Consider the following 19,243-nt stretch of genomic DNA (forward strand, 5'->3'; position numbering starts at 1 on the left):
CCGACCATGATCGGGAAGCGGAAACGCCTGTCTTTGTTGCTGACTGCGGCCGCCGCGATGGTTCTCGCGCACTTTCCCGCTCCTCCCGCCGCCGCTGACGTCGTCGCGCCCGCACCGCACGAGCGGTCGGTCACCGCGGCGGACGGGCGGATATTACGGGTAGGGAACCGGCCCGAAAGAGTCGATCGGGTCGCGAGCGGGATGTTGTCCAGGCGTTCGGCATCAGTGGATATCGAGGCCTACGGCGCGTTGGCGGGCCGCGGGAAGTCGCCGCTGGAATCAGCGGAACTGGCCATCGGCTACCACGTCGGCTGCGCGGTTGCCCTGGCGGAGATCTCGGCAGGGGTGAAGTCTCTGCTGTCGGCGATCGGCTTGAGCGAGGAGGGCCCGTACCAGCGGGATTCCACCATCGTGGTGAAGCCCGACGAGAGCAAGCCGGAGTCGGAGAGTGAGAGCCGAATCTATCCCGGAATGACAGTCGCACCCGAAGTCACAATGTCACTCGCGACCGGATCGATCGCCGATATCCGGTTGGCGACGGCACCGGTTCGCAAAGGCCGGGCGGCAGCGGGTATCCGGCGTACACACATCACCGTCGAGGGTTGTATCGGGCCAGCCGCCATCAGGTCGTATGCGGTACTGACGACAAAATCGGCCCTGGCCGACGAAACCGTGGTCGTCTACGGCGATCCGGTTCTGCTCTGATGCGCGCGAATCGATAACGGACGGGTCGTGAGTGGCCCGCACGGGTTGGCACAACTCGTACGGGCCACATCGACCGCGTCGTCGCGGTGAGTCGTTACCGGACGCGACCGCGCCGCGTCCGGTAACGGCCTACGGGAGTCAGTTCCCCGAAACAGGCTGCTTCGGTGCCCACTGCGTGGTGCCGGGTGCGGCGTTCAGGGTGTTGACCAGGTCGACGGCGGCGATCACCAGGGTCGGTCCGCCGACGGCGATCGTGCCGATGATCCCACCGATGGTTGCGCCGGCGATGATACTGGCGATAACCCCTGGGCCGGTGACAATCCCGGTGAGCCCCACGAGTGCGCCGAGGGCCGTGCCGACGAATCCGCCGATAGCGGTGGCGATTCCGAACTGGGACGCGAAATTGTTCTGGGCCGCGAGGTTTTCCTGCGGGGAGGCCACGAACTCGGCGGCGGGCCGTGCCGCCGCGGGGTCCTTCACCGCGGTGAGTTCCAGGACGCGGTCGTCGTCCCGGACCGCGTGCGGCAGCGGGTATTCGGTGGTGCCCTCGCGGACCGCCAAGGGCAAAGTGACCACGGTGGCGCCGGATTCGTCGACGATATCGACGGTTTCGCCGTCTACCTCGAAGGTTCCGTGGGTGAGCGTGGTGACAACGGTCTTGCCGACCAGTTCAGTGCGGTAGCCGATATCGGGCGCCGCGGGTTCTGCGTGTGCGGCTGCCGAGCCGAACGTCGCAACGGCAAGGAACGGCACTACGGCCGTAGCAATCTGGCGGATCCTCATGGTGTCACATGTCCGATCTGATCACGGTGTCGCCAAGGATGGTTTACAGCCGGGACAAGCGCTCCGTCCGCGTACCGCCGGACCGAATGGGCTGGGTCCCGGCGGTTTCGAGCAAATGGGACATTACGCTGCCCGGGGTGCCCGAGAGAAGTATTTTCCAGGAAAATCCTAGAAAAAAGTTTAGATACCCGATGATTCGGATACTCAACTGCGCCTTGCTCGCTCGGGCTAACGGGGGTTATGCGGGCCGACCCGCAAGCCACGGATATCGAGCAACCCGGGCTGATGCGGCCGGATCGTGCCTTCGCCGCTGTATTGCCGCGGCCTCCGCCGGCTCCGGTGCGGATGGTTCCGGTGGATCGGACCGCACTTTATATCGGCGCGATGGTGAATGTACAGCTATCTGCAGTGATGCGCACTTGATAATGTATCTGTGTGCGTAGTTCCAGCTGACCGATTCGAGGAAAGAAGGAACGCCGATGACAACGGCACACGCTCAGCACACCGAACACAACCATGTGCACGGTCCGGATTGCGGGCATGTCGCGGTACCGCACGGCGACCACGTGGACTACGTCCACGACGGGCATCTCCACCGCGAGCACGCCGGTCACTACGACGAATGCGAACCCGAGGGTCATACCGAGCACGCCACCCACGAGCACGTGCACGGTGAGGGCTGCGGGCACGTCGCGGTACCGCACGGCGACCATGTCGACTACATCCACGACGGCCACCGCCACGCCCCGCACAACGGGCACTACGACGAGCACTGACCGCACACGCGGCCCCGGTCGTCACCGGCACCGTCGGGGCCGCGGAGCCACCGGGTGGCCCATGGGCTGATCGCGGGGCGGGGTGACCCGCGACGACGGCCGGTCGAGCCGCTCAGCGCGGGCGGAGCACGATTTCGGTCGGGTGTCCGTCGCGCGGTGTGTCGACGGCCGTCCGTACCGCACGGGCCACCGTTTCCGGCCGCAGGAATTCCGCGGGATCGTAGGGCCGGTCCTCTCCGGCCACGATCTCGCGCTGCATATCGGTGTCGATACGTCCGGGATGGATCGATGTCACCCGGATCGAGGGTTCCTCCAGCCGGAGCGCGTCCCCGAAGGCCCGCAGACCGAATTTGCTCGCCGCATACGAGGCCCAGCCGGCGTTCGCCCGCAGGCCGGCACCCGAATTGATGAGCACCACATGACCGTTGGCGGCACGCAACGCGGGCAACAAGAGCCGGGTCAGTTCCACCACGGCGATCAGATTGGCTTCGAGCGTCTCACGCCACTGACGCACCGAGGATTCGGCGATCGTGCCGAGATCGGCGATGCCGGCGTTGTGCACGAGAACATCCAACCGGTCGATCGGCGCCACCGCCTCGGCCACCGCGGTGTAGTCGGTGAGCTCCACCGGCCAGCCCGTGGCACCCGGGAGCTCCGACCGGATAGCGTCCAGGCTGCTTTCCGTCCGCGCTCCCAGCAGCAGTGCGTGATCGGGCGCGAGCTCCCGCGCGATCGCCGCCCCCAGCCCCCGCCCGGCCCCGGTGATCAGCGCCACAGGCCGCTCCCGGCCCGGCTCGTCCGCCGCATTCTCCACGCCCACAGCGTAGCGCCGCCGAAATACGACGCACACGCCCACGAAACCCGGCCGAGGTGAAATTGCCATCACCCACACCGCCCCGTTCCTCACACACGGGGCAAACTGCCTCCGAATGGCAAACCACCCATATCCCAACCCCGCGCCACCCGAGGCGGCGCCGAAAACACGAGCAAGATGTAGAGATGGCACATCCGGGTTTCACCCCCACGCAACTCGCTGCCCGCGCGGCGTATCTGCTGCGCGGCAACGACTTGGGAACCATGACCAGCGCCGCGCCGCGCTTGTATCCGCATATGTGGAGCTGGGACGCCGCGTTCGTGGCCGTGGGTCTGGCGCCGTTGAGTGTGGAGCGCGCCGTGATCGAACTCGACACCCTGCTCTCGGCGCAGTGGAAGAACGGGATGATCCCGCACATCGTGTTCGCCAACGGCGTCGACGGCTATTTCCCGGGCCCGGCTCGCTGGGAATGCCGGCTGCTGGCCGCCGACGCGCCCGACGGCCCGGATACCTCCGGGATCACCCAGCCGCCGGTGCATGCCATCGCCGTGCAGCGGATCCTGGACCATTCGCGCCGGCACGGGCGCAGTACCCGGGCGGTGGCCGAGGAATTCCTGAACCGCCGCTGGCCCGATCTGGTGCGCTGGCACCGCTGGCTGGCGCATGCCCGCGACCCGCTGGGCAGCGGCCGGATCACGCTGTATCACGGCTGGGAATCGGGGATGGACAATTCGCCGCGCTGGGATCGGGCGTACGAGAACGTCCTGCCCGGGGCGGATCTACCGCCCTACCGGCGGGAGGACGTACTCGTTATCGACGACCCCTCCCAGCGCCCCAGCGACCGCGAATACGACCGGTACCTGTGGCTGGTGGAACAGATGCGCCGTGCCCGCTACGACGCCGCCGAACTGAGCACTGTGATGGATTTCGCCGTCGAGGACGTATTCGTGACCGCGATCTTCGCCCTGGCCTGCGAGGTGCTCGGTCAGATCGGCGAGGAGTACCACCAGCCCAGGGCCGACACCAAGGAACTGTTCGCTTGGGCCGACCGGTTCCGCGCCGGCGTGATCGCCACCACCGATGCCCGCAGCGGCGCCGCCCGCGACTACGACACCCGTTTGGGGCGCTGGATCGGCACCGAAACCCTGGCCATGTTCGCGCCCCTGATCAGTGGTGGTCTGCCCCGCGCGACCGAACGCAACCTGCTGCGGCTTTTCGAGGGCCCGCGGTTCTGCGGTCATCCCGACCTGCGCTACGCGCTACCGCCGTCGACCTCGCCGGTTTCGAAGGATTTCCGCTCCCGTGAATACTGGCGCGGCCCGGTCTGGCCGGTGATGAGCTGGCTTTTCTCCTGGGTCTTCGCCCACCGCGGCTGGGCCGAACGCTCGTTCATGCTGCGCGCCGAGGCGTTGCGGCAGGCCAGCGACGGCAGCTTCGCCGAATACTACGAACCGTTCACCGGCGAGCCGCTGGGCAGTATGCAGCAGTCGTGGACGGCGGCCTCGGTGCTGGACTGGCTGGGCTGACCTCAGACAGCCGGCGAGGTGCCGGCCGGTTCGCAGGTGTCCTTCAGCGAACACCCGCCGCACGATCCGCCACAACCGCCGGTCGCCGGCGCCGGGGCGATGGCCTCGGCGGCCCGCGCCCCCGCATTGGCCCCGGCACCGAGGGTGAACAGCGCGATGACCAGCACACCGGCGGTTACGAGGATCCCGGTGAGCGCACCCGCGGCCAAGACCACCAGCCCACCGGCGGCGAGCAGGGCCCCGGAGACGACCGAGGTCGGCGCGGCGATCCGGTTCGCGGTGCGGAAGGCCGTTTCGTCACGCAACGCGGCTTCGGTATGAACGCCGATATAGCGGTTGCCGGGAAGCCGGCCGATGAGACCGAGCACGCCCATCGCCAGGGCAATCAGAGCCAGGACGAACAGCAGAATCGCGACGACAAACACCAGGTGAGAGTACCGCAGTGTTTTTGTGGCGCCGCCTCCGGCATCGCGGGGTTCGGGACCCCGGACGCGTTCGATCCCTGCCGCCCGCCTGTCCACATACACCCCACCCCGTTTCCCCGCATGCGACTCCACCGCCGCCTCCGGGGTGTTTGATCCCCCCTTCCGCCAGCCGGTCCGCATGCGACCCTCACCCCCGTTTCCCGCATGCGGCCGGTCCACCTTGGTGGTTCGGGGCCCGTCTCGTTCTGGAGCGACCAGAGCGAAGGAGCGCAGCGACTGAGCGCCGGGAGTGAAGAACGAGACCAAGGGGGCCCCGAACCCGCGACGCCGCAGGCGGCGCCAAAAAACACAGAGCCTTAGCGAACGGGCTTCCTTGTCACCTTCGCGGTCCGGCTCACCTCGCACCTTGACAGTCCTGCTCACCTCACGTGCTCACCTCACGTGCTCACCTCCCGCCTTCACGCCCGGCTCACCTCACGTCTTTATGTCCCGGTTCACACCACGACAGGCCCAGCCCACCTCACCGCACCCCGGCCCCGGCCCCGGCCCCGGCCCCGGCCCCCGAGGCGACGCCAAGAGACACAGCTTTTTGGGCTTGTCAGGGGGCAAGTCTTAGGCTGTCGACGACGGATTTCTCCCATCAGCAGCTAGAGAAGGCAGGGCCGTGCAGGACACCCGCGCAACCGAGACCGCCGGGCAGAGCTCGGCAGACACCGGCGCCCCCGGCCGGGCCGGCGATACGCCCGCCCACCGGTACACCGCCGCGCTCGCCGGGGAGATCGAGCGCCGGTGGCAGCAGCGCTGGAACGAGCGCGGCACCTTCCACGCCCCCAACCCTGTCGGCCCGCTGGCCGGGGAGGTGCCGGCCGATAAGCTGTTCGTGCAGGATATGTTCCCGTACCCGTCCGGGGCGGGTCTGCATGTGGGGCATCCGCTGGGATATATCGCTACCGATGTTTTCGCGCGGTATCACCGGATGCACGGGCGCAACGTGCTGCATGCGCTGGGGTACGACGCGTTCGGTCTGCCCGCCGAGCAGTACGCCGTGCAGACCGGTGCGCATCCGCGGGATACCACCGAATCCAATATCGCCACCATGCAGCGGCAGCTGGATCGGCTGGGGCTGGGGCATGATCGGCGGCGTTCGTTCGCGACCACCGATCCCGAGTACTACAAGTGGACGCAGTGGATCTTCCTGCGGATCTACAACGCCTGGTACGACCAGGAAGCCGATCGGGCCCGGCCGATCGAGGAACTGGAACGTCAGTTCGAAACGGGGGCCCGTCCCGCGCCCGAGGGTAAGGATTGGGCGGCCATGTCCGCGGCCGAGCGCCGGGCGCTGATCGATTCGTACCGTCTGGTGTATCAGACCGATTCGATGGTGAATTGGTGCCCGGGCCTGGGGACCGTGCTGTCCAACGAGGAGGTCACCGCCGACGGGCGCAGTGAGCGCGGCAACTTCCCGGTGTTCCGTAAACAGCTGTGGCAGTGGATGATGCGTATCACCGCCTACTCCGACCGGCTGATCGACGATCTGGATCATGTGGATTGGCCGGAGAACGTGAAGGCCATGCAGCGCAACTGGATCGGGCGCTCACGCGGGGCCCGGGTCGAGTTCGCCACCGCGGCAGGCGATGTGGAGGTTTTCACCACCCGCCCCGATACCCTGTTCGGCGCGACGTACATGGTGCTGGCTCCGGAGCACGAGAAGGTCGACGAGCTGACCGCCGCCGCGTGGCCGGACGGCGCCGATGCCCGGTGGACCGGCGGCAGCGCGACCCCGGCCGAAGCGGTCGGGGCCTACCGTAAGGCCATCGCCGCGAAATCGGATCTGGAGCGGCAGGAGAACAAGGAGAAGACCGGCGTCTTCCTGGGGGCCTACGCCACCAATCCCGCCAACGGTGCCCGGATCCCGATCTTCATCGCCGACTATGTGCTGAGCGGGTACGGAACCGGCGCGATCATGGCCGTACCGGGGCAGGACCAGCGGGACTGGGATTTCGCGACCGCGTTCGGGCTGCCGATCATCCGGACCGTCGAACCGTCCGAAGGGTTCGACGGCGAGGCATACACCGGGGACGGTCCGGCGATCAACTCCGATTACCTGAACGGGCTGTCCATCGCCGACGCGAAGGCGGCAATGATCGCCCGGCTGGAAGCCGACGGCCACGGCGCCGGAACCGTGCAGTACAAGCTGCGGGACTGGCTGTTCGCCCGGCAGCGGTACTGGGGCGAACCGTTCCCGATCGTCTACGACGAATCCGGCGCCCCGCATGCGCTGCCGGAATCGATGCTGCCGGTGCGGCTGCCCGAACTGGACGATTTCGCGCCGGTCACCTTCGACCCGGACGACGCGGATTCCGAACCTTCCCCGCCGCTGGCCAAGGCCACCGACTGGGTGCAGGTGGAATTGGATCTGGGCGACGGTCCGCGCACCTACCGCCGCGATACCAATGTCATGCCGAACTGGGCGGGTAGTTCCTGGTACCAGCTGCGCTACGCCGACCCCACCAATTCCGAGGCGTTCTGCGCGAAGGAGAACGAGAACTACTGGCTGGGTCCGCGCCGGGCCGAGCACGGCGCCGACGATCCGGGTGGCGTGGACCTGTACGTGGGTGGTGTGGAGCATGCCGTGCTGCACCTGCTGTACGCGCGGTTCTGGCAGAAGGTCCTGTTCGATCTGGGTGACGTGAGCGGTAGCGAACCGTACCGGCGCCTGTTCAATCAGGGCTATATCCAGGCTTTCGCCTATACCGACGCGCGCGGGGCCTATGTTCCGGCGGCGGAGGTCGTCGAACGGGACGGCAAGTTCTACTGGACCGATGCCGCGGGCGTCGAGGCCGAGGTGCACCAGGAATACGGCAAGATCGGCAAATCGCTGAAGAACGCCATCGCCCCCGATGAGATCTGCGATCTGTACGGGGCCGATACGTTCCGGTTCTACGAGATGTCGATGGGTCCGCTGGATACGTCCCGGCCGTGGGCCACCAAGGATGTGATCGGCGCTCACCGGTTCCTGCAGCGGGTGTGGCGGCTGGTGGTGGACGAGGAGACCGGCACGACCCGGGTCACGGAGGACAACCCGTCCGACGAGACCCTGCGCCTGCTGCACCGCACGATCGCCGGGGTGGACGAGGATCTGGCGGCCATGCGGGACAACACCGCCGGCGCCAAACTGATCGAGCTGACCAATCACCTGACCAAGGCCTATCCGAAGGGCGCGCCCCGCTCGGCGGTGGAGCCGGTGGTGCTGATGCTGGCCCCGCTGGCCCCGCATATGACCGAGGAACTGTGGGAACGCCTGGGTCACACCGGCTCGCTGGCCCACGGCCCGTTCCCGGTGGCCGATCCGGCGCTGCTGACCGCCGAGACCGTGGAGTATCCGATCCAGGTCAACGGCAAGGTCCGCAGCCGGATCCAGGTCGATCCCGAAGCGGATCGGGCCGCGATCGAAGCGGCCGCGCTGGCCGACGAGAAGATCGCCGCTCTACTCGACGGAAAAGACCCGCGCAAACTGATCGTGGTCCCGGGCAAGTTGGTGAACATCGTCGCGTGAGCCGTCGCCGATCCTCGCCGCGCACCGGCGGGGTTCGGTAGCGCAGCCGGTCACCTGTTGCGGCGCCGCGTCGACCCGGGATAATCCGGGCAGATCATCGTTGCGCGGATCGGTGGTCGCGGAGCCGGTCACGTTCGGTGGTAAGGGCGGCGTTCGCATCGCGGAGCGTGGAATTGGCGTCTTCGAGGTCGAGGATGCGTCCGATCGCGATGAGCTGGATACCCTGCTCGGACAGTGCGATGATGCGGCGTAGCCGAGTCAGGTCATCGCGACTGTAGCGGCGGGTGCCGCCCGAGCTGCGGGCCGGGGTGATCAGTCCGTTTCGCTCGTAGAGTCGCAGCGTTTGCACGCCGACACCGGCCAGTTCCGCGGCCACCGATATCGCGTACACCCCGTGGCTCGGTCCGGGCACGGAATTGCCTCTGTGATCCGTGTACGTCACTTCTTCGCTCACCTCCCGAGATTATCTGCTCCTGCCACTTGCACTCACCCCTCTCGAGTGCTAAAAATTATCTGTGTCAGTTGGCATAGATTATCTGGTTTCTCTTCGAGAGTGAAGGAGTGGACTGGAGGTGGCGACCATGTTGATGCGCACGGATCCCTTCCGGGATCTGGATCGCCTGACGCAGCAGGTTTTCGGCACACCCGCACGTCCGGCAGCGATGCCGATGGATGCCTGGCGCGAGGGCGATAATTTCTTCGTCGAGCTGGACCTTCCCGGCATCGACCCCGACTCACTGGATCTGGATGTCGAACGCAACGTGATGACTGTCCGGGCATCACGGCCCGAATTGGACGAGGGCCGGTCGATGATCGCCGCTGAGCGCACTCGCGGCGTGTTCAGCCGGCAGCTGTTCCTGGGCGAGAACCTCGATACGAGCGCGATCCGCGCCGACTACCGCGACGGTGTATTGCGGTTGGTTATCCCGGTCTCGGAGCAGGCGAAGCCCCGGAAGATCGAGATCGCCCGCCACGATCACGAGCGTCAGGCCCTCAACGCCTGACCGGCCCGGTCGGCGCCGCGGAGGGGCCGACCGTGGCAACGCGGGCCGAGGGGCCCGCCTCCCCGGCGCGACCCTCGGTTCTCCGATTCCATCCAGCCGTGGGCGGGTCCGGATCGCCGCGATTCTCCGGGCCCGCCCGCACTTCGAACAAGCGTGGATCAAAACTCACGATGACGATGACGATGACGACGACTTCCTCACCACCCGATCGCCGATCTGCCCACATCCGCGCCGAGCCCACCGCGGTCCCGGCCGGGCACGCTGCCGCGGATGTGTACTGGCCCGACCCCAGCCCGTTGGACCACTGGTGGACCGAGGTCATGGACGTGCCGTCCGGCCACGGCCTCGCCGCACTGGGGCGGAGGCCATGAACACGGCACCGCTCGTTCATCCGATGGACTCCTGAGACTCGCCTTTCTCGGCTAGCCTCCGGGCGTTCAGCCCTGCACAGGAGTCCACCGTGAAACCTCTCGAGTTATTCGTCGCCCACGAACCGGCCGGATCGCGGTCCCGCGTGACCTGCCGGTACAAATGCGGCAATGCCTGCTTCCACGAGGTACCCAACACCTCGTCGAACACCTACTTCGGGGATATCGTGGCCGGGATCTCCCGGCGCCGGGTCCTCCAGGGCGGTGCGGCCGCGGTGGTCGCGATCGGTGCCGTCGGCACCCTGGCGGCCTGCGGTGACGACGCGGACGCCGGATCGTCCGACGGCGCCCCGGGCACGGGTACCGGTTTCTCCCCGGTGGCTCCCAACACAGAGGACGCGGTCGTCATCCCGGAAGGGTACGAGCAGGGTGTGGTCATCCGCTGGGGCGATCCACTGTTCGACGACGCGCCCGAATTCGATTTCTTCGGCCAGACGCCCGCCGCGCAGGCGAAACAGTTCGGCTACAACAACGATTTCGCCGGGCTGCTGCCGATCGAAGGGCAGGCGGGTAAATACCTGCTCGTGGTGAACCACGAATACACGACCGAACTGTTCATGTTTCCCGGCTACCGGACCGAGGCCGTCACCAGGGAACAGGTCGATATCGCGATGGCCGCGCACGGCCTGTCGGTGGTCGAGGTACACGGTGAATCCGGAACCGGACGGCTGAAGCCGGTTTTCGGGAAGTACAACCGGCGGATCACCGCGACCACCCAGTTCACCGTGACCGGTCCGGCAGCGGGCAGTGCCCTGCTGAAAACCACCGCCGACCCCACCGGCACCAAAGTTCTGGGCACCATCAGCAACTGCTCCGGTGGTGTGACCCCTTGGGGCACTGTGCTTTCCGGCGAGGAGAACTTCAACGCCTATTTCGTGGGCGAGGCCGCCGATCCGGCGACCGCCGCGCGGCTGGAGCGCTACGGGATCGGCGAATCCGATTCCCCGCATTTCTGGGAGAAGTTCGACAAACGTTTCGATGTGGCGGCCGAACCCAACGAGTCCAACCGCTTCGGCTGGGTGGTCGAGGTGGATCCGTGGGACCCGCGGTCCACGCCGGTCAAGCACACCGCGCTCGGCCGGTTCAAGCACGAGGCCGCCAATATCCACGTGACCTCCGACGGCACCGTGGTCGCCTACAGCGGTGACGACGAACGCTTCGACTACATGTACAAGTTCGTCTCCTCACGCAAGATCGAACCAGGTACCGGCGCGGCCAGTCGCCGCCACAACCTGACCATCCTGGACGCGGGCACCCTCTACGTGGCGAAACTGACCGGTGATCACCCGGACCGGATCGACGGTTCGGGCACCGTCCCCTCGGATCAGGGCTTCACGGGTTCCGGCCGGTGGATCCCGATCCTGCGTACCGCCGAGGACGGCCGCGGCGAATCACTGGTGGACGGCATGACCGCGGAGGAGGTCGCGGTGTTCACCCGCCTCGCCGGTGACAAGGCCGGCGCCACCAAGATGGACCGCCCGGAGGATTTCGAGGCCAGTCCGAAAACCGGGAAGGTGTATGTGGCGCTGACCAACAACACCAAACGCGGTACCGACGGTAAGGCCGCGGCCGACGAGGCCAACCCGCGTAACGAGAACAAGAACGGCCAGGTCCTCGAGATCACCGACGACCACGCGGGCACCGAATTCACCTGGTCGCTACTGCTGGTCTGCGGTGACCCGGCCGCCGCCGATACCTACTTCGCCGGTTACGACAAAACGAAGGTCAGCCCGATCTCCTGCCCGGACAACCTCGCGTTCGACCCGTACGGCAACCTCTGGGTCAGCACCGACGGCAACGCGCTGGACGCCAACGACGGGCTGTTCGCGGTGGTTCTCGACGGTGATCGGCGCGGCGAGACCAAACAGTTCCTGTCCGTCCCGGCGGGCGGCGAGACCTGCGGTCCGGTGATCACGGAGGAACGGGTCATGGTGTGCGTGCAGCATCCGGGTGAGACCGACGACGCGTCGGTGGAGAACCCGGCCTCACACTGGCCGGACGGTGGCACCTCACAGCCGCGACCGGCGGTGGTCGCGGTCTGGAAGTCCGGGGGCGGCCGGATCGGCGTGGAGTAGTCTGCCGCGCCGACCCGGGATGACTACCCGCTGCCGGTGAGCCCGCCCATTCGGGCGAATCGGGCGAAATCGCCCTGCGCGCCGCTGTACACGTTCACATCGGTGGGGCCGTGGATACCGGGAATGGAACCGGAATCGGTCTGCTGCCAGAAGGTCCACGCGGGCCAGCGGCCCGGGACCTCGGGTGCGGGGCGGTCACGATAGTCGGCGATCCACAGCGGATAGCGGTGGAATTGATCGCTGTCGGCCATCGCGGCCCGCCAGAAGGTCGGATAGGTGTAGATGATCGGGACGCGGCCGGTCAGCGACTGCACCGTGTCGAGATAGCGGTGCGTCCAGTCGATCAGCGCGCCCGGTGGGAGTCCGCCGGAGTTCTCGATATCCAGTACCGGCGGCAGATCGAGGGGGCCGTTCTGGCCCAGCACCACCGCGGCGTACAGCGCCGCCTGGGGTTCGGGCGGCAGCTCCGGGCGCGCGTAGTGATAGGTGCCGCGCGCCATTCCGGCGACCCGCATCTGCAGGCTGTCCGGGACGAAGAACGGGTTGATGTAATCCAATCCCTCGGTGGCCTTGACCATGGCGAAATGATGTCCGGAGGCGCGCACCGAGAACCAGTCGATGAGCCGCCCGCCGCCGTGCTGCCAGGACGAGACATCGGGTCCGGTCGGCTCGGCGGTGGCGGCCGCCGGGAAACCGCCGAACCCCGCCGCGCAGACCAGCACCCCGGCCATCGCGACCCTGCGTGACAGACCCCGGACCGTGCCGCCACGCTCGGCCGCCCGGTTCCGGCTCGCGGGGGGTGGCGCTGTCCGGTGAACGCTCGAGGACCGGCCGGCGGCGGGCGTTCTCCGGCGAGTGGTACAACCCGTAGCCGCGGGGCGGGCCGCGGCGAAGATGCGGGTCATTTCGCCGGCGGTAGGGGTGTGATCGGGCGTTGTGGGCCCGCGCCGCAGGAGGCGGCGCAACGGTGCAGTCGGTCTCCGGCGGTGAAGTCTCATATCACCGACCATAAGCATCAGCAGAGCTTCTACCTGGTAAGACAGCGCCGTGTATCGTCCGGAAATCGGTGCGGTGCGATATTGCGCTCTCACAACTCGGTCGCGGTTCGGCTCTCCGTGGCCGTGGCGTACCGCATCTCGCAGGCCGATGGTGTCCGGCCGTTCGCTGGTCGGTGAGCAGCGCGTACACCCGGACCGGCACCTGCGTTTCGCGGTCCGGCCGACGAAAAATTCTGGCGTGGTGGAGGTTCGCGCCGGATACTGGTTTCACATCGGGTGGAGCCAGAGGTGGGTATGCGGGAAATCGAATTGCCGGCGGCTGGGTCTGTGCTGTCGGCCGGGGAGACATGGGGGATCTCGGGCACCGGCTTCTTGGCGCTGTACTTGCCGATCGTGATTTTCGCGGTGGGTCTCGGGTTCTGGTTGCGGCACGGGATCATCGGAGCCCACGCCGCCGCACCGCCGGGAGAACTGACCGCGCCCGAGCTGGGTCTGCTGACCAGCGATCGCCGGGCGGTGATGGCTTCGGTGGCGTTGCTGCGCAGTCACAACCTGATCGATGGGCACGGTCATCCGACCGGAGTACCGGCTCCCGCAACCGGGCTCGACCCGTTGACCGTGGCGGTGGCCGCACAGCTCGACGCTTCGAGACAGAGCATCGCGGGGGTGACTCGACGGGTTCATACGGTGCTCGATCTCCTGCGCGGCTCCCTGGTGGAACGCGGCTACCTTGCCGGCGGAAGTTTCAAGAAGAAGCTCGGCGAAGCGGGGCTGCCGATCGTAGTGGTCGGGCTCTTCGGGGTAGCCCGGCTGATCGCGGGGATATCCGCCGGCAACCCGGTGATCTTCCTGGGGATCATCCTGGTACTGCTGGGCTTGGCCTGGTGGCGGGTCGTGGCCGCGGTGCGGGTCACGCCCGCGGGCCGGACTACCTTGCGCGAAGCCGCAACCGGTCACCGGCACCTGCGTCCGGAGAACAATCCCTCGTACGTGACGTACGGGCCGGCGGCTGCCGGTCTGGCGGTGGCGCTGTTCGGGGTCCACGCACTGGTTCTGCTGGACCCGGCCCTGAATACGGCGATGCAGGGATTCGGCGGGGGATTCGCGAGCGGCGGTGGCGACGGCAGTGGGGGCGGTGACAGCGGTGGAGGTGACGGTGGTGGCTGCGGCGGTGGTGGTTGCGGCGGCGGTGGTGGTTGCGGCGGGTGCGGTGGCTGACCGGTGACCGGGCCCCTGCCCGAAGCGGCCCTCGGAATCGGCTGGCGACCGCAGATCTGCGGGCTGATCGACCAGTTGGACGGTCTCGATTTCTGCGAGGTGATCGCCGAATCGCTCACCGTCGGCGATAAGGCGGCGGGCACGGTGCATGTGCCCTACGAGCTGGAAGAGCTGCGCGCCCGGGGGACAGCGGTCGTCCCCCACGGGATTTCGCTATCCCTCGGCGGAGCCGAACCGGTGCAGGATGCCCGGGTCGAACATCTGTCGGTCTGCGCGCGAGCGGTGGGGGCACCCCTGGTGAGCGAACATATCGCCTTCGTCCGAGCGGGTGGCCTGGAAGCCGGGCATCTGCTGCCGGTTCCGCGCAACCGGGACGCGCTCGACGCACTGACAGCCAATATCGCCCGCACCCGGGCCGCGCTCGACGTCCCGCTGGCGGTGGAGAACATCGCCGCCCTGTTCGATTGGCCCGACGACGATTTCACCGAATCGGAATTTCTCACCGAGATCGTCGAGCGCACCGGGGTGTATCTCCTCCTGGACATCGCCAACGTGTACGCCAACGCGCGCAACCGCGGGCGTGACCCGCGCGCCGAACTGGCCCGGCTGCCCACCGAACGGATCGCCTACTGTCATATCGCGGGCGGCCACGTATCGGACGGCCGCTATCACGACACGCACTGCCATCCGCTGTCACCCGAGGTAATCGCTCTGGTCACCGAATTCGCTCACGATCACCCGGTTCCGCTCATGCTCGAACGGGACGGGAATTTTCCGCCGGCGTACGAATTGCTCGACGAACTCGATGCCCTCGCCGTCGCCGCGGCGCGCACCCCGATCACCGCCAGCGCGCGGGCCGGCCTGCGGTGAGCGGCCCGGACGGACCGAGCCTGGCCGAGCGCCAGGCCGCCCTGGTGCGCGCACTGGTGGCGGGGGAGGCCGTACCGCCCGGGTTCGACCGGGACGCGGTGCGGGCCGCGGCGCACGCGCTGCTGCACAAACGTGCCCGGGAGACCGCGGCGCGCTTTCCCGCCCTGGTACACGCCACCGGCCCCGATTTCACGGCGCGCTACATCGACTGGGCACGCGATCGCCCGAAGACCGGTACCGCGGCCGACGCGCTCCGGTTCGCCCGCGACAACGGTGTGCGGTGGTCGCCGGAAAAGCCCGGCCCGGGCGCCCGGATCGCGCGGCTGTTGCGGATTCGCCGATCGCGCTGAGCGGATACGCATCGTAGGGGTCCGAGAGCCCGCCGCCGGGCGCCGGGGGACGAGCGGCCCGGTTCCAGGATGCCGGCGGTCATCCGGCTCCCGGAGCGGCGCCACCCCGGCCCGCCGGGTCGTACACCTTTGACGTCACCGTGCGCGAATATCTCGTGACGCACCCTTACGCGCGCCACTGTCTATGCGTACATGTGAATGTCCCTACTCGACCCGAGCGAGGTTCGATCATGACGGTGACCGACGAATACCTGGCGAACAACGCCGAATATGTCGCCCAGTTCAGCGGCCCGCTACCGCTGCCGCCCAGTAAGCACGTCGCCGTGGTGGCGTGTATGGATGCCCGGCTGGACGTCTACCGCATCCTCGGTCTGAAAGAGGGTGAGGCACACGTCATCCGGAACGCGGGCGGTGTGGTGACCGACGACGAGATCCGCTCCCTGGCGATCAGTCAGCGGCTGCTGGGCACTACCGAGATCATTCTGATCCACCACACCGACTGCGGCATGCTGACCTTCACCGATGACGAATTCAAACGCGCCATCCAGGACGATACGGGGATCAAGCCCCACTGGTCTGCCGAGGCCTTCCCGGATCTCGAGGAGGATGTGCGCCAATCCATCCGCCGGATCGAGTCCAGCCCGTTCGTCACCGCGACCACGTCACTGCGCGGTTTCGTCTTCGACGTGTCCACCGGCAAACTCGACGAGGTGCTGACCTGACGCGACGTCTCGTCGAGGCCGTGACCGCCCGATCGAAGGCGGATTCCGGCGGCTAAGCACCCGCCGCGGCGTGGTCGCGGATCCACTCCCGGTAATGCGTGCCCGCCAGGTGCGCGTCCGGTCCCGCGATGAGCGCATCGCCGCTGACGGCCGCGAACATACCGGCCGTATCGTCGGTGACGACGATACGGTCGTCGTGCTCGGCCGCCAGGGTGATCCGGCCGAGGTCGTCCAGCGCGAAGACATCCGGGCCGGCGATATTGCGTATCCCCTGCAGCGGGGTGCGGGTAGCGACCTCGACGACCCCCTCGACCACGTCCGCGGCGGCCATGGGCTGGAGGCGAGTGGTGGGCAGGCGGACGGTGCCGTTATCGGAGGTCCAGGCCAGGACCGAGTCCATGAACTCGAAGAACTGGGTGGCACGGACGATCGAATACGGCGTCGGCCCCTGTCGTAGCAACTGCTCCTGCAGGGTCTTGGCCCGGTAGTAGTCCAGCTGCGGCACCTGATCCACCCCGACAATGGAGAGCACGACCTGGTGTTTCACGCCCGCGCGCTCACCCGCGGCGAGCAGGTTGTCCATCGAGGTGCGGAAGAAGTCCAGCGATGCCTCGTCGAAAGTCGGTGAGTTCGCCAGGTTGGTGACGACCTCGGCGCCTTCCAGCGCCTGGTCCAAGCCCTTACCGGTGATGATGTCGACACCGGTGGAAGGCGCCGCGGGGAGGGCCTCGTGCCCGGCCGCGGTGAGCTTCGCCACCACCTGCGACCCGATGCGTCCGGTACCGCCGACGACTACGTGTTTCATGTTCCCGCCCTTTCACGGCGTGCCACCCGGGGCCTTCCCGGGGATCTCACGAAGGTCGATTGCCCTGCTTGTCCGGTGATTCGCGCACGGTGGCCGAGGACGATCCCCGCCTTTTCCGCAGCGGCCGATTACCACGTTGCGTGTCCAGCAAACCAGCCGCGGGCCGGGGTGGGGGATCACCCGGTTCGGGTGAGCTTGGGCGAGCGGGCCATGCCGCCCGCGTGGAAGAACCCGACAGCTGATCTGTTCCGGGAGCGGCGCGTACCGCTGCCGCTCGCTACCGGATCCCGGCGGGATCTCGGCCGCTTCTAGTTGCGTTCGACCTCGATAGGGTGGGTCGCCAGCAGGGACAGCGGCAACGGCTGACGCCGCAGCACCTGCGCCCACATATCGGTTCGGCGCCCGGCGATCGGATCGCTGGGCAGCGCCGACACCACGATCCAGTCGTCGTTGGCCAATTCGCTGTCCAACTGGCCGAAGGTCCAGCCGGCATACCCGGCGAAGATCCGGACGCCCTCGACCAACGGGCCGATCCGGTCGGGATCGGCGTCCAGATCCACCAGCACCACCCGGCCGTCGACACGCCGTAGCCCGGCCACACCCTCGATGGACGAACCCACCCGGACGGTTCCCAGGCATAACGCGGCGTCACGTTTGACCGGGCCACCGACGAACAGGGTGCGGGGCTCCGCGCAGACCTCGTTCCACTGCGGCAGCACATCGGGCACGTCGGTTTCGCTGGGCCGGTTGAGCACCACCCCCAGCGTGCCGGCGTCGTTGTGCTCGATGATGTACACGACGGTACGGCGGAATGTGGGCTCGGCCAGGTCGGTCGAGGAAACGAGTAGTGTGCCGGCGCGAACTACCTGCTCACCTTGCCGGCTGCCGCGACGACCAGGTTCGGGATCGTGCCCGTCACCGCGGCCGCCCCGGGTCTTACGATCATCGGGGTCATCTGCCTGCGCCACCAGGCCATCATCGCAGTTTTGGCCCGATCGCGCCTCTGTATCTATTGCGCCGCCTTCGGCGTCGCGGGGTCGGGGGCGCTGTATGTATGGCTCCACCTTCGGAGGCGAGGGGGTTGTGGGCCTGTTGACCCTGGTCTCGGCGTAGGCCATCCGTGAAGGGGCGGGCTGTGTTATTGGAGGCGCTCCGCGCCTCGAGGTCGGGGCCCTATTAACCCCGCGTCTTCACTCCGGCGCTCGGTCGCTGCGCTCCCTCGCTCTGTCGCTGCAGACGCGGGGCGGGCCCCGACCGCAAAAGTTGACCGATCGCCGGAGAATTGAGGGGGTGGGCGTGAAGGTAGCGGGCGTGTTGTCTTCGGAGGTGCCGGGCTGTGTTCAGGGCGCCTCCTGTGGTGGTCGGGTGCGGACTGTTCAGGGAGCGCGGAGGGGGCGGTGTGTCTCGTAGAGTCAGGCCCATGCGACCCCCTGAGGTGCTTCTCGGCAACAGTGAAGATGTTTACGATTTCTACCGTGCGCACCGGCAGAACCGGATCCAGGCGATGGGGGCCTACGCCCTGCTCGGGCGGCGTTACCGGCCGCGGATCAGCTACGCCGCCGGTGCCCGGGCCGCGATCCGTGATCTGATCCGTGCCCGGACTCCGCTGCTGATCGCGGTCAATCACCTCTCCCGGCTGGACCCCTATACGCTCGCGGCGGCCGCCTGGCGCAGTGAATTGCGGCCGATCATCGGACGCACCCGAGTGCTGGCCAAGGACGAACTGTTCGAGGAGGAGAAACTGCGCCGCCGGATCGACATGATGGGCGGGATCCCGGTTTTCCGGGGTAGCGATCACGGATTGCGGGCGGTGAACGCGGCCGGGCAGCGAATGATGGATATCTGTGCCGAACGCCTGGCCGAGGGTGACAGCCTGGCGGTCTTCCCGGAGGGGACCTGCAACGACGTGGATCCGGCGCAGGTGCAGCCGGTGGGCACCGGAATCGGGCATATCGCTTTCCGGACCAGCAAATTGGGTGCCCGGCCGGTCCTGCTCAGCCTGGGGCTCAGTTACGGTCCGCGGGCCGATCCCACTGTCGAGCCGACCAAAGACGAGGCGAAATCGGCAAGCTTCCATTTCGGGGTGCCGCGCACCGAGCTTCCGACCCGCCCGGCGGAGATCTCCCGGTTGGTGCGAACCGATCTGCAGCAGGCGCTGGACGGGGCGGTCGCGGCCTACTGAGCGCGG

19 protein-coding genes are annotated in these 19,243 nt (G+C 67.6%); 12 read left to right on the forward strand and 7 right to left on the reverse strand.

Translation table 11 applies throughout. The features are described from left to right. The first annotated feature begins 6 nt into the window (after positions 1–6). Positions 7–705, forward strand: coding sequence for an MspA family porin (locus ABZ827_RS17370; protein WP_357237791.1), 699 nt, complete (start codon positions 7–9; stop codon positions 703–705). Positions 706–843: 138 nt separating this feature from the next. Here ABZ827_RS17370 and ABZ827_RS17375 read toward each other — a convergent pair whose 3' ends face one another. After that, entirely contained in the window at positions 844–1,488 is a 645-nt protein-coding gene (locus ABZ827_RS17375; protein ID WP_357237792.1) for an ammonium transporter, read from the reverse strand. 479 nt (positions 1,489–1,967) lie between these two features. Between ABZ827_RS17375 and ABZ827_RS17380 the strand changes: the two genes are divergently transcribed. Further along, on the forward strand, positions 1,968–2,264 hold the full coding sequence (locus ABZ827_RS17380; protein WP_357237793.1) for a hypothetical protein: 297 nt from the start codon (positions 1,968–1,970) through the stop codon (positions 2,262–2,264). 112 nt (positions 2,265–2,376) lie between these two features. Here ABZ827_RS17380 and ABZ827_RS17385 read toward each other — a convergent pair whose 3' ends face one another. Next, a complete protein-coding gene (locus ABZ827_RS17385) occupies positions 2,377–3,078 on the reverse strand; it encodes an SDR family oxidoreductase (protein ID WP_357237794.1) in 702 nt (233 codons plus the stop codon). A gap of 185 nt (positions 3,079–3,263) precedes the next feature. On the opposite strand from ABZ827_RS17385, the gene ABZ827_RS17390 reads away from it, so the two are divergent. Then, positions 3,264–4,604 carry a glycogen debranching protein gene (locus ABZ827_RS17390; RefSeq protein WP_357237795.1) on the forward strand — a complete coding sequence of 447 codons (1,341 nt, stop codon included), beginning with the start codon at positions 3,264–3,266 and terminating at the stop codon, positions 4,602–4,604. A gap of 2 nt (positions 4,605–4,606) precedes the next feature. Here ABZ827_RS17390 and ABZ827_RS17395 read toward each other — a convergent pair whose 3' ends face one another. Next, positions 4,607–5,029, reverse strand: a complete 423-nt coding sequence (locus tag ABZ827_RS17395; RefSeq protein ID WP_357237796.1) for an SdpI family protein — start codon at positions 5,027–5,029, stop codon at positions 4,607–4,609. Between the two features lie 664 nt (positions 5,030–5,693). On the opposite strand from ABZ827_RS17395, the gene leuS reads away from it, so the two are divergent. Then, a complete protein-coding gene (gene leuS / locus ABZ827_RS17400; protein ID WP_357237797.1) occupies positions 5,694–8,585 on the forward strand; it encodes a leucine--tRNA ligase in 2,892 nt (963 codons plus the stop codon). A 94-nt stretch (positions 8,586–8,679) separates the two neighbouring features. Here leuS and ABZ827_RS17405 read toward each other — a convergent pair whose 3' ends face one another. Then, on the reverse strand, positions 8,680–9,027 hold the full coding sequence (locus tag ABZ827_RS17405) for a MerR family transcriptional regulator (RefSeq protein ID WP_357237985.1): 348 nt from the start codon (positions 9,025–9,027) through the stop codon (positions 8,680–8,682). Between the two features lie 139 nt (positions 9,028–9,166). Here ABZ827_RS17405 and ABZ827_RS17410 point away from each other — a divergent pair, with 139 nt between their 5' ends. The 3 genes from ABZ827_RS17410 to ABZ827_RS17420 all read left to right on the forward strand — a co-directional run bounded on the left by ABZ827_RS17410 (position 9,167) and on the right by ABZ827_RS17420 (position 12,092). After that, positions 9,167–9,589: an HSP20 family small heat-shock protein gene (locus ABZ827_RS17410; RefSeq protein WP_357237798.1), complete on the forward strand. Its 423-nt coding sequence runs from the start codon at positions 9,167–9,169 to the stop codon at positions 9,587–9,589. Between the two features lie 182 nt (positions 9,590–9,771). Next, entirely contained in the window at positions 9,772–9,960 is a 189-nt protein-coding gene (locus ABZ827_RS17415; RefSeq protein WP_357237799.1) for a hypothetical protein, read from the forward strand. An 89-nt stretch (positions 9,961–10,049) separates the two neighbouring features. After that, positions 10,050–12,092 carry a PhoX family phosphatase gene (locus ABZ827_RS17420; protein ID WP_357237800.1) on the forward strand — a complete coding sequence of 681 codons (2,043 nt, stop codon included), beginning with the start codon at positions 10,050–10,052 and terminating at the stop codon, positions 12,090–12,092. A gap of 23 nt (positions 12,093–12,115) precedes the next feature. On the opposite strand, the gene ABZ827_RS17425 is transcribed toward ABZ827_RS17420, so the two are convergent. Further along, the gene (locus tag ABZ827_RS17425) at positions 12,116–12,823 is read right to left on the reverse strand and encodes a glycoside hydrolase family 25 protein (RefSeq protein ID WP_357237801.1); all 708 of its coding nucleotides are present in this window, start codon (positions 12,821–12,823) and stop codon (positions 12,116–12,118) included. A 561-nt stretch (positions 12,824–13,384) separates the two neighbouring features. Here ABZ827_RS17425 and ABZ827_RS17430 point away from each other — a divergent pair. The 4 genes from ABZ827_RS17430 (at position 13,385) to ABZ827_RS17445 (ending at position 16,250) form a co-directional block, all read left to right on the forward strand. After that, positions 13,385–14,308, forward strand: a complete 924-nt coding sequence (locus ABZ827_RS17430) for a TIGR04222 domain-containing membrane protein (RefSeq protein WP_357237986.1) — start codon at positions 13,385–13,387, stop codon at positions 14,306–14,308. Between the two features lie 3 nt (positions 14,309–14,311). Next, a complete protein-coding gene (locus ABZ827_RS17435) occupies positions 14,312–15,178 on the forward strand; it encodes a DUF692 domain-containing protein (protein ID WP_357237802.1) in 867 nt (288 codons plus the stop codon). Next, positions 15,175–15,528 (forward strand): hypothetical protein, encoded by a 354-nt coding sequence (locus ABZ827_RS17440; protein WP_357237803.1) that lies wholly within the window; start codon positions 15,175–15,177, stop codon positions 15,526–15,528. The genes ABZ827_RS17435 and ABZ827_RS17440 overlap by 4 nt, the downstream gene beginning before the upstream one ends. Positions 15,529–15,758: 230 nt before the next feature. Beyond that, positions 15,759–16,250: a carbonic anhydrase gene (locus tag ABZ827_RS17445; protein WP_357237804.1), complete on the forward strand. Its 492-nt coding sequence runs from the start codon at positions 15,759–15,761 to the stop codon at positions 16,248–16,250. Between the two features lie 52 nt (positions 16,251–16,302). Here ABZ827_RS17445 and ABZ827_RS17450 read toward each other — a convergent pair whose 3' ends face one another. Together ABZ827_RS17450 and ABZ827_RS17455 are read right to left on the reverse strand one after the other, a co-directional pair. Beyond that, the gene (locus ABZ827_RS17450) at positions 16,303–17,055 is read right to left on the reverse strand and encodes an SDR family oxidoreductase (RefSeq protein WP_357237805.1); all 753 of its coding nucleotides are present in this window, start codon (positions 17,053–17,055) and stop codon (positions 16,303–16,305) included. Positions 17,056–17,363: 308 nt separating this feature from the next. Continuing rightward, on the reverse strand, positions 17,364–18,023 hold the full coding sequence (locus tag ABZ827_RS17455; RefSeq protein ID WP_357237806.1) for a YqgE/AlgH family protein: 660 nt from the start codon (positions 18,021–18,023) through the stop codon (positions 17,364–17,366). A gap of 452 nt (positions 18,024–18,475) precedes the next feature. Here ABZ827_RS17455 and ABZ827_RS17460 point away from each other — a divergent pair, with 452 nt between their 5' ends. Further along, complete coding sequence (locus ABZ827_RS17460; protein WP_357237807.1) at positions 18,476–19,237, forward strand: lysophospholipid acyltransferase family protein; 762 nt, start codon at positions 18,476–18,478, stop codon at positions 19,235–19,237. Positions 19,238–19,243: the final 6 nt, after the last annotated feature.

The organism is Nocardia sp. NPDC019395 (assembly GCF_040632335.1).
Taxonomy (GTDB): Bacteria; Actinomycetota; Actinomycetes; order Mycobacteriales; family Mycobacteriaceae; genus Nocardia.

Bases quoted from the DNA above. Each gene is read 5' to 3' on its own strand.
- ABZ827_RS17370 (WP_357237791.1), top strand. From the start codon at position 7: ATGATCGGGAAGCGGAAACGCCTGTCTTTGTTGCTGACTGCGGCCGCC.
- ABZ827_RS17375 (WP_357237792.1), bottom strand. From the start codon at position 1,488: ATGAGGATCCGCCAGATTGCTACGGCCGTAGTGCCGTTCCTTGCCGTT.
- ABZ827_RS17380 (WP_357237793.1), top strand. From the start codon at position 1,968: ATGACAACGGCACACGCTCAGCACACCGAACACAACCATGTGCACGGT.
- ABZ827_RS17390 (WP_357237795.1), top strand. From the start codon at position 3,264: ATGGCACATCCGGGTTTCACCCCCACGCAACTCGCTGCCCGCGCGGCG.
- ABZ827_RS17410 (WP_357237798.1), top strand. From the start codon at position 9,167: ATGTTGATGCGCACGGATCCCTTCCGGGATCTGGATCGCCTGACGCAG.
- ABZ827_RS17415 (WP_357237799.1), top strand. From the start codon at position 9,772: ATGACGACGACTTCCTCACCACCCGATCGCCGATCTGCCCACATCCGC.
- ABZ827_RS17425 (WP_357237801.1), bottom strand. From the start codon at position 12,823: ATGGCCGGGGTGCTGGTCTGCGCGGCGGGGTTCGGCGGTTTCCCGGCG.
- ABZ827_RS17430 (WP_357237986.1), top strand. From the start codon at position 13,385: ATGCGGGAAATCGAATTGCCGGCGGCTGGGTCTGTGCTGTCGGCCGGG.
- ABZ827_RS17445 (WP_357237804.1), top strand. From the start codon at position 15,759: ATGACGGTGACCGACGAATACCTGGCGAACAACGCCGAATATGTCGCC.
- ABZ827_RS17450 (WP_357237805.1), bottom strand. From the start codon at position 17,055: ATGAAACACGTAGTCGTCGGCGGTACCGGACGCATCGGGTCGCAGGTG.
- ABZ827_RS17460 (WP_357237807.1), top strand. From the start codon at position 18,476: ATGCGACCCCCTGAGGTGCTTCTCGGCAACAGTGAAGATGTTTACGAT.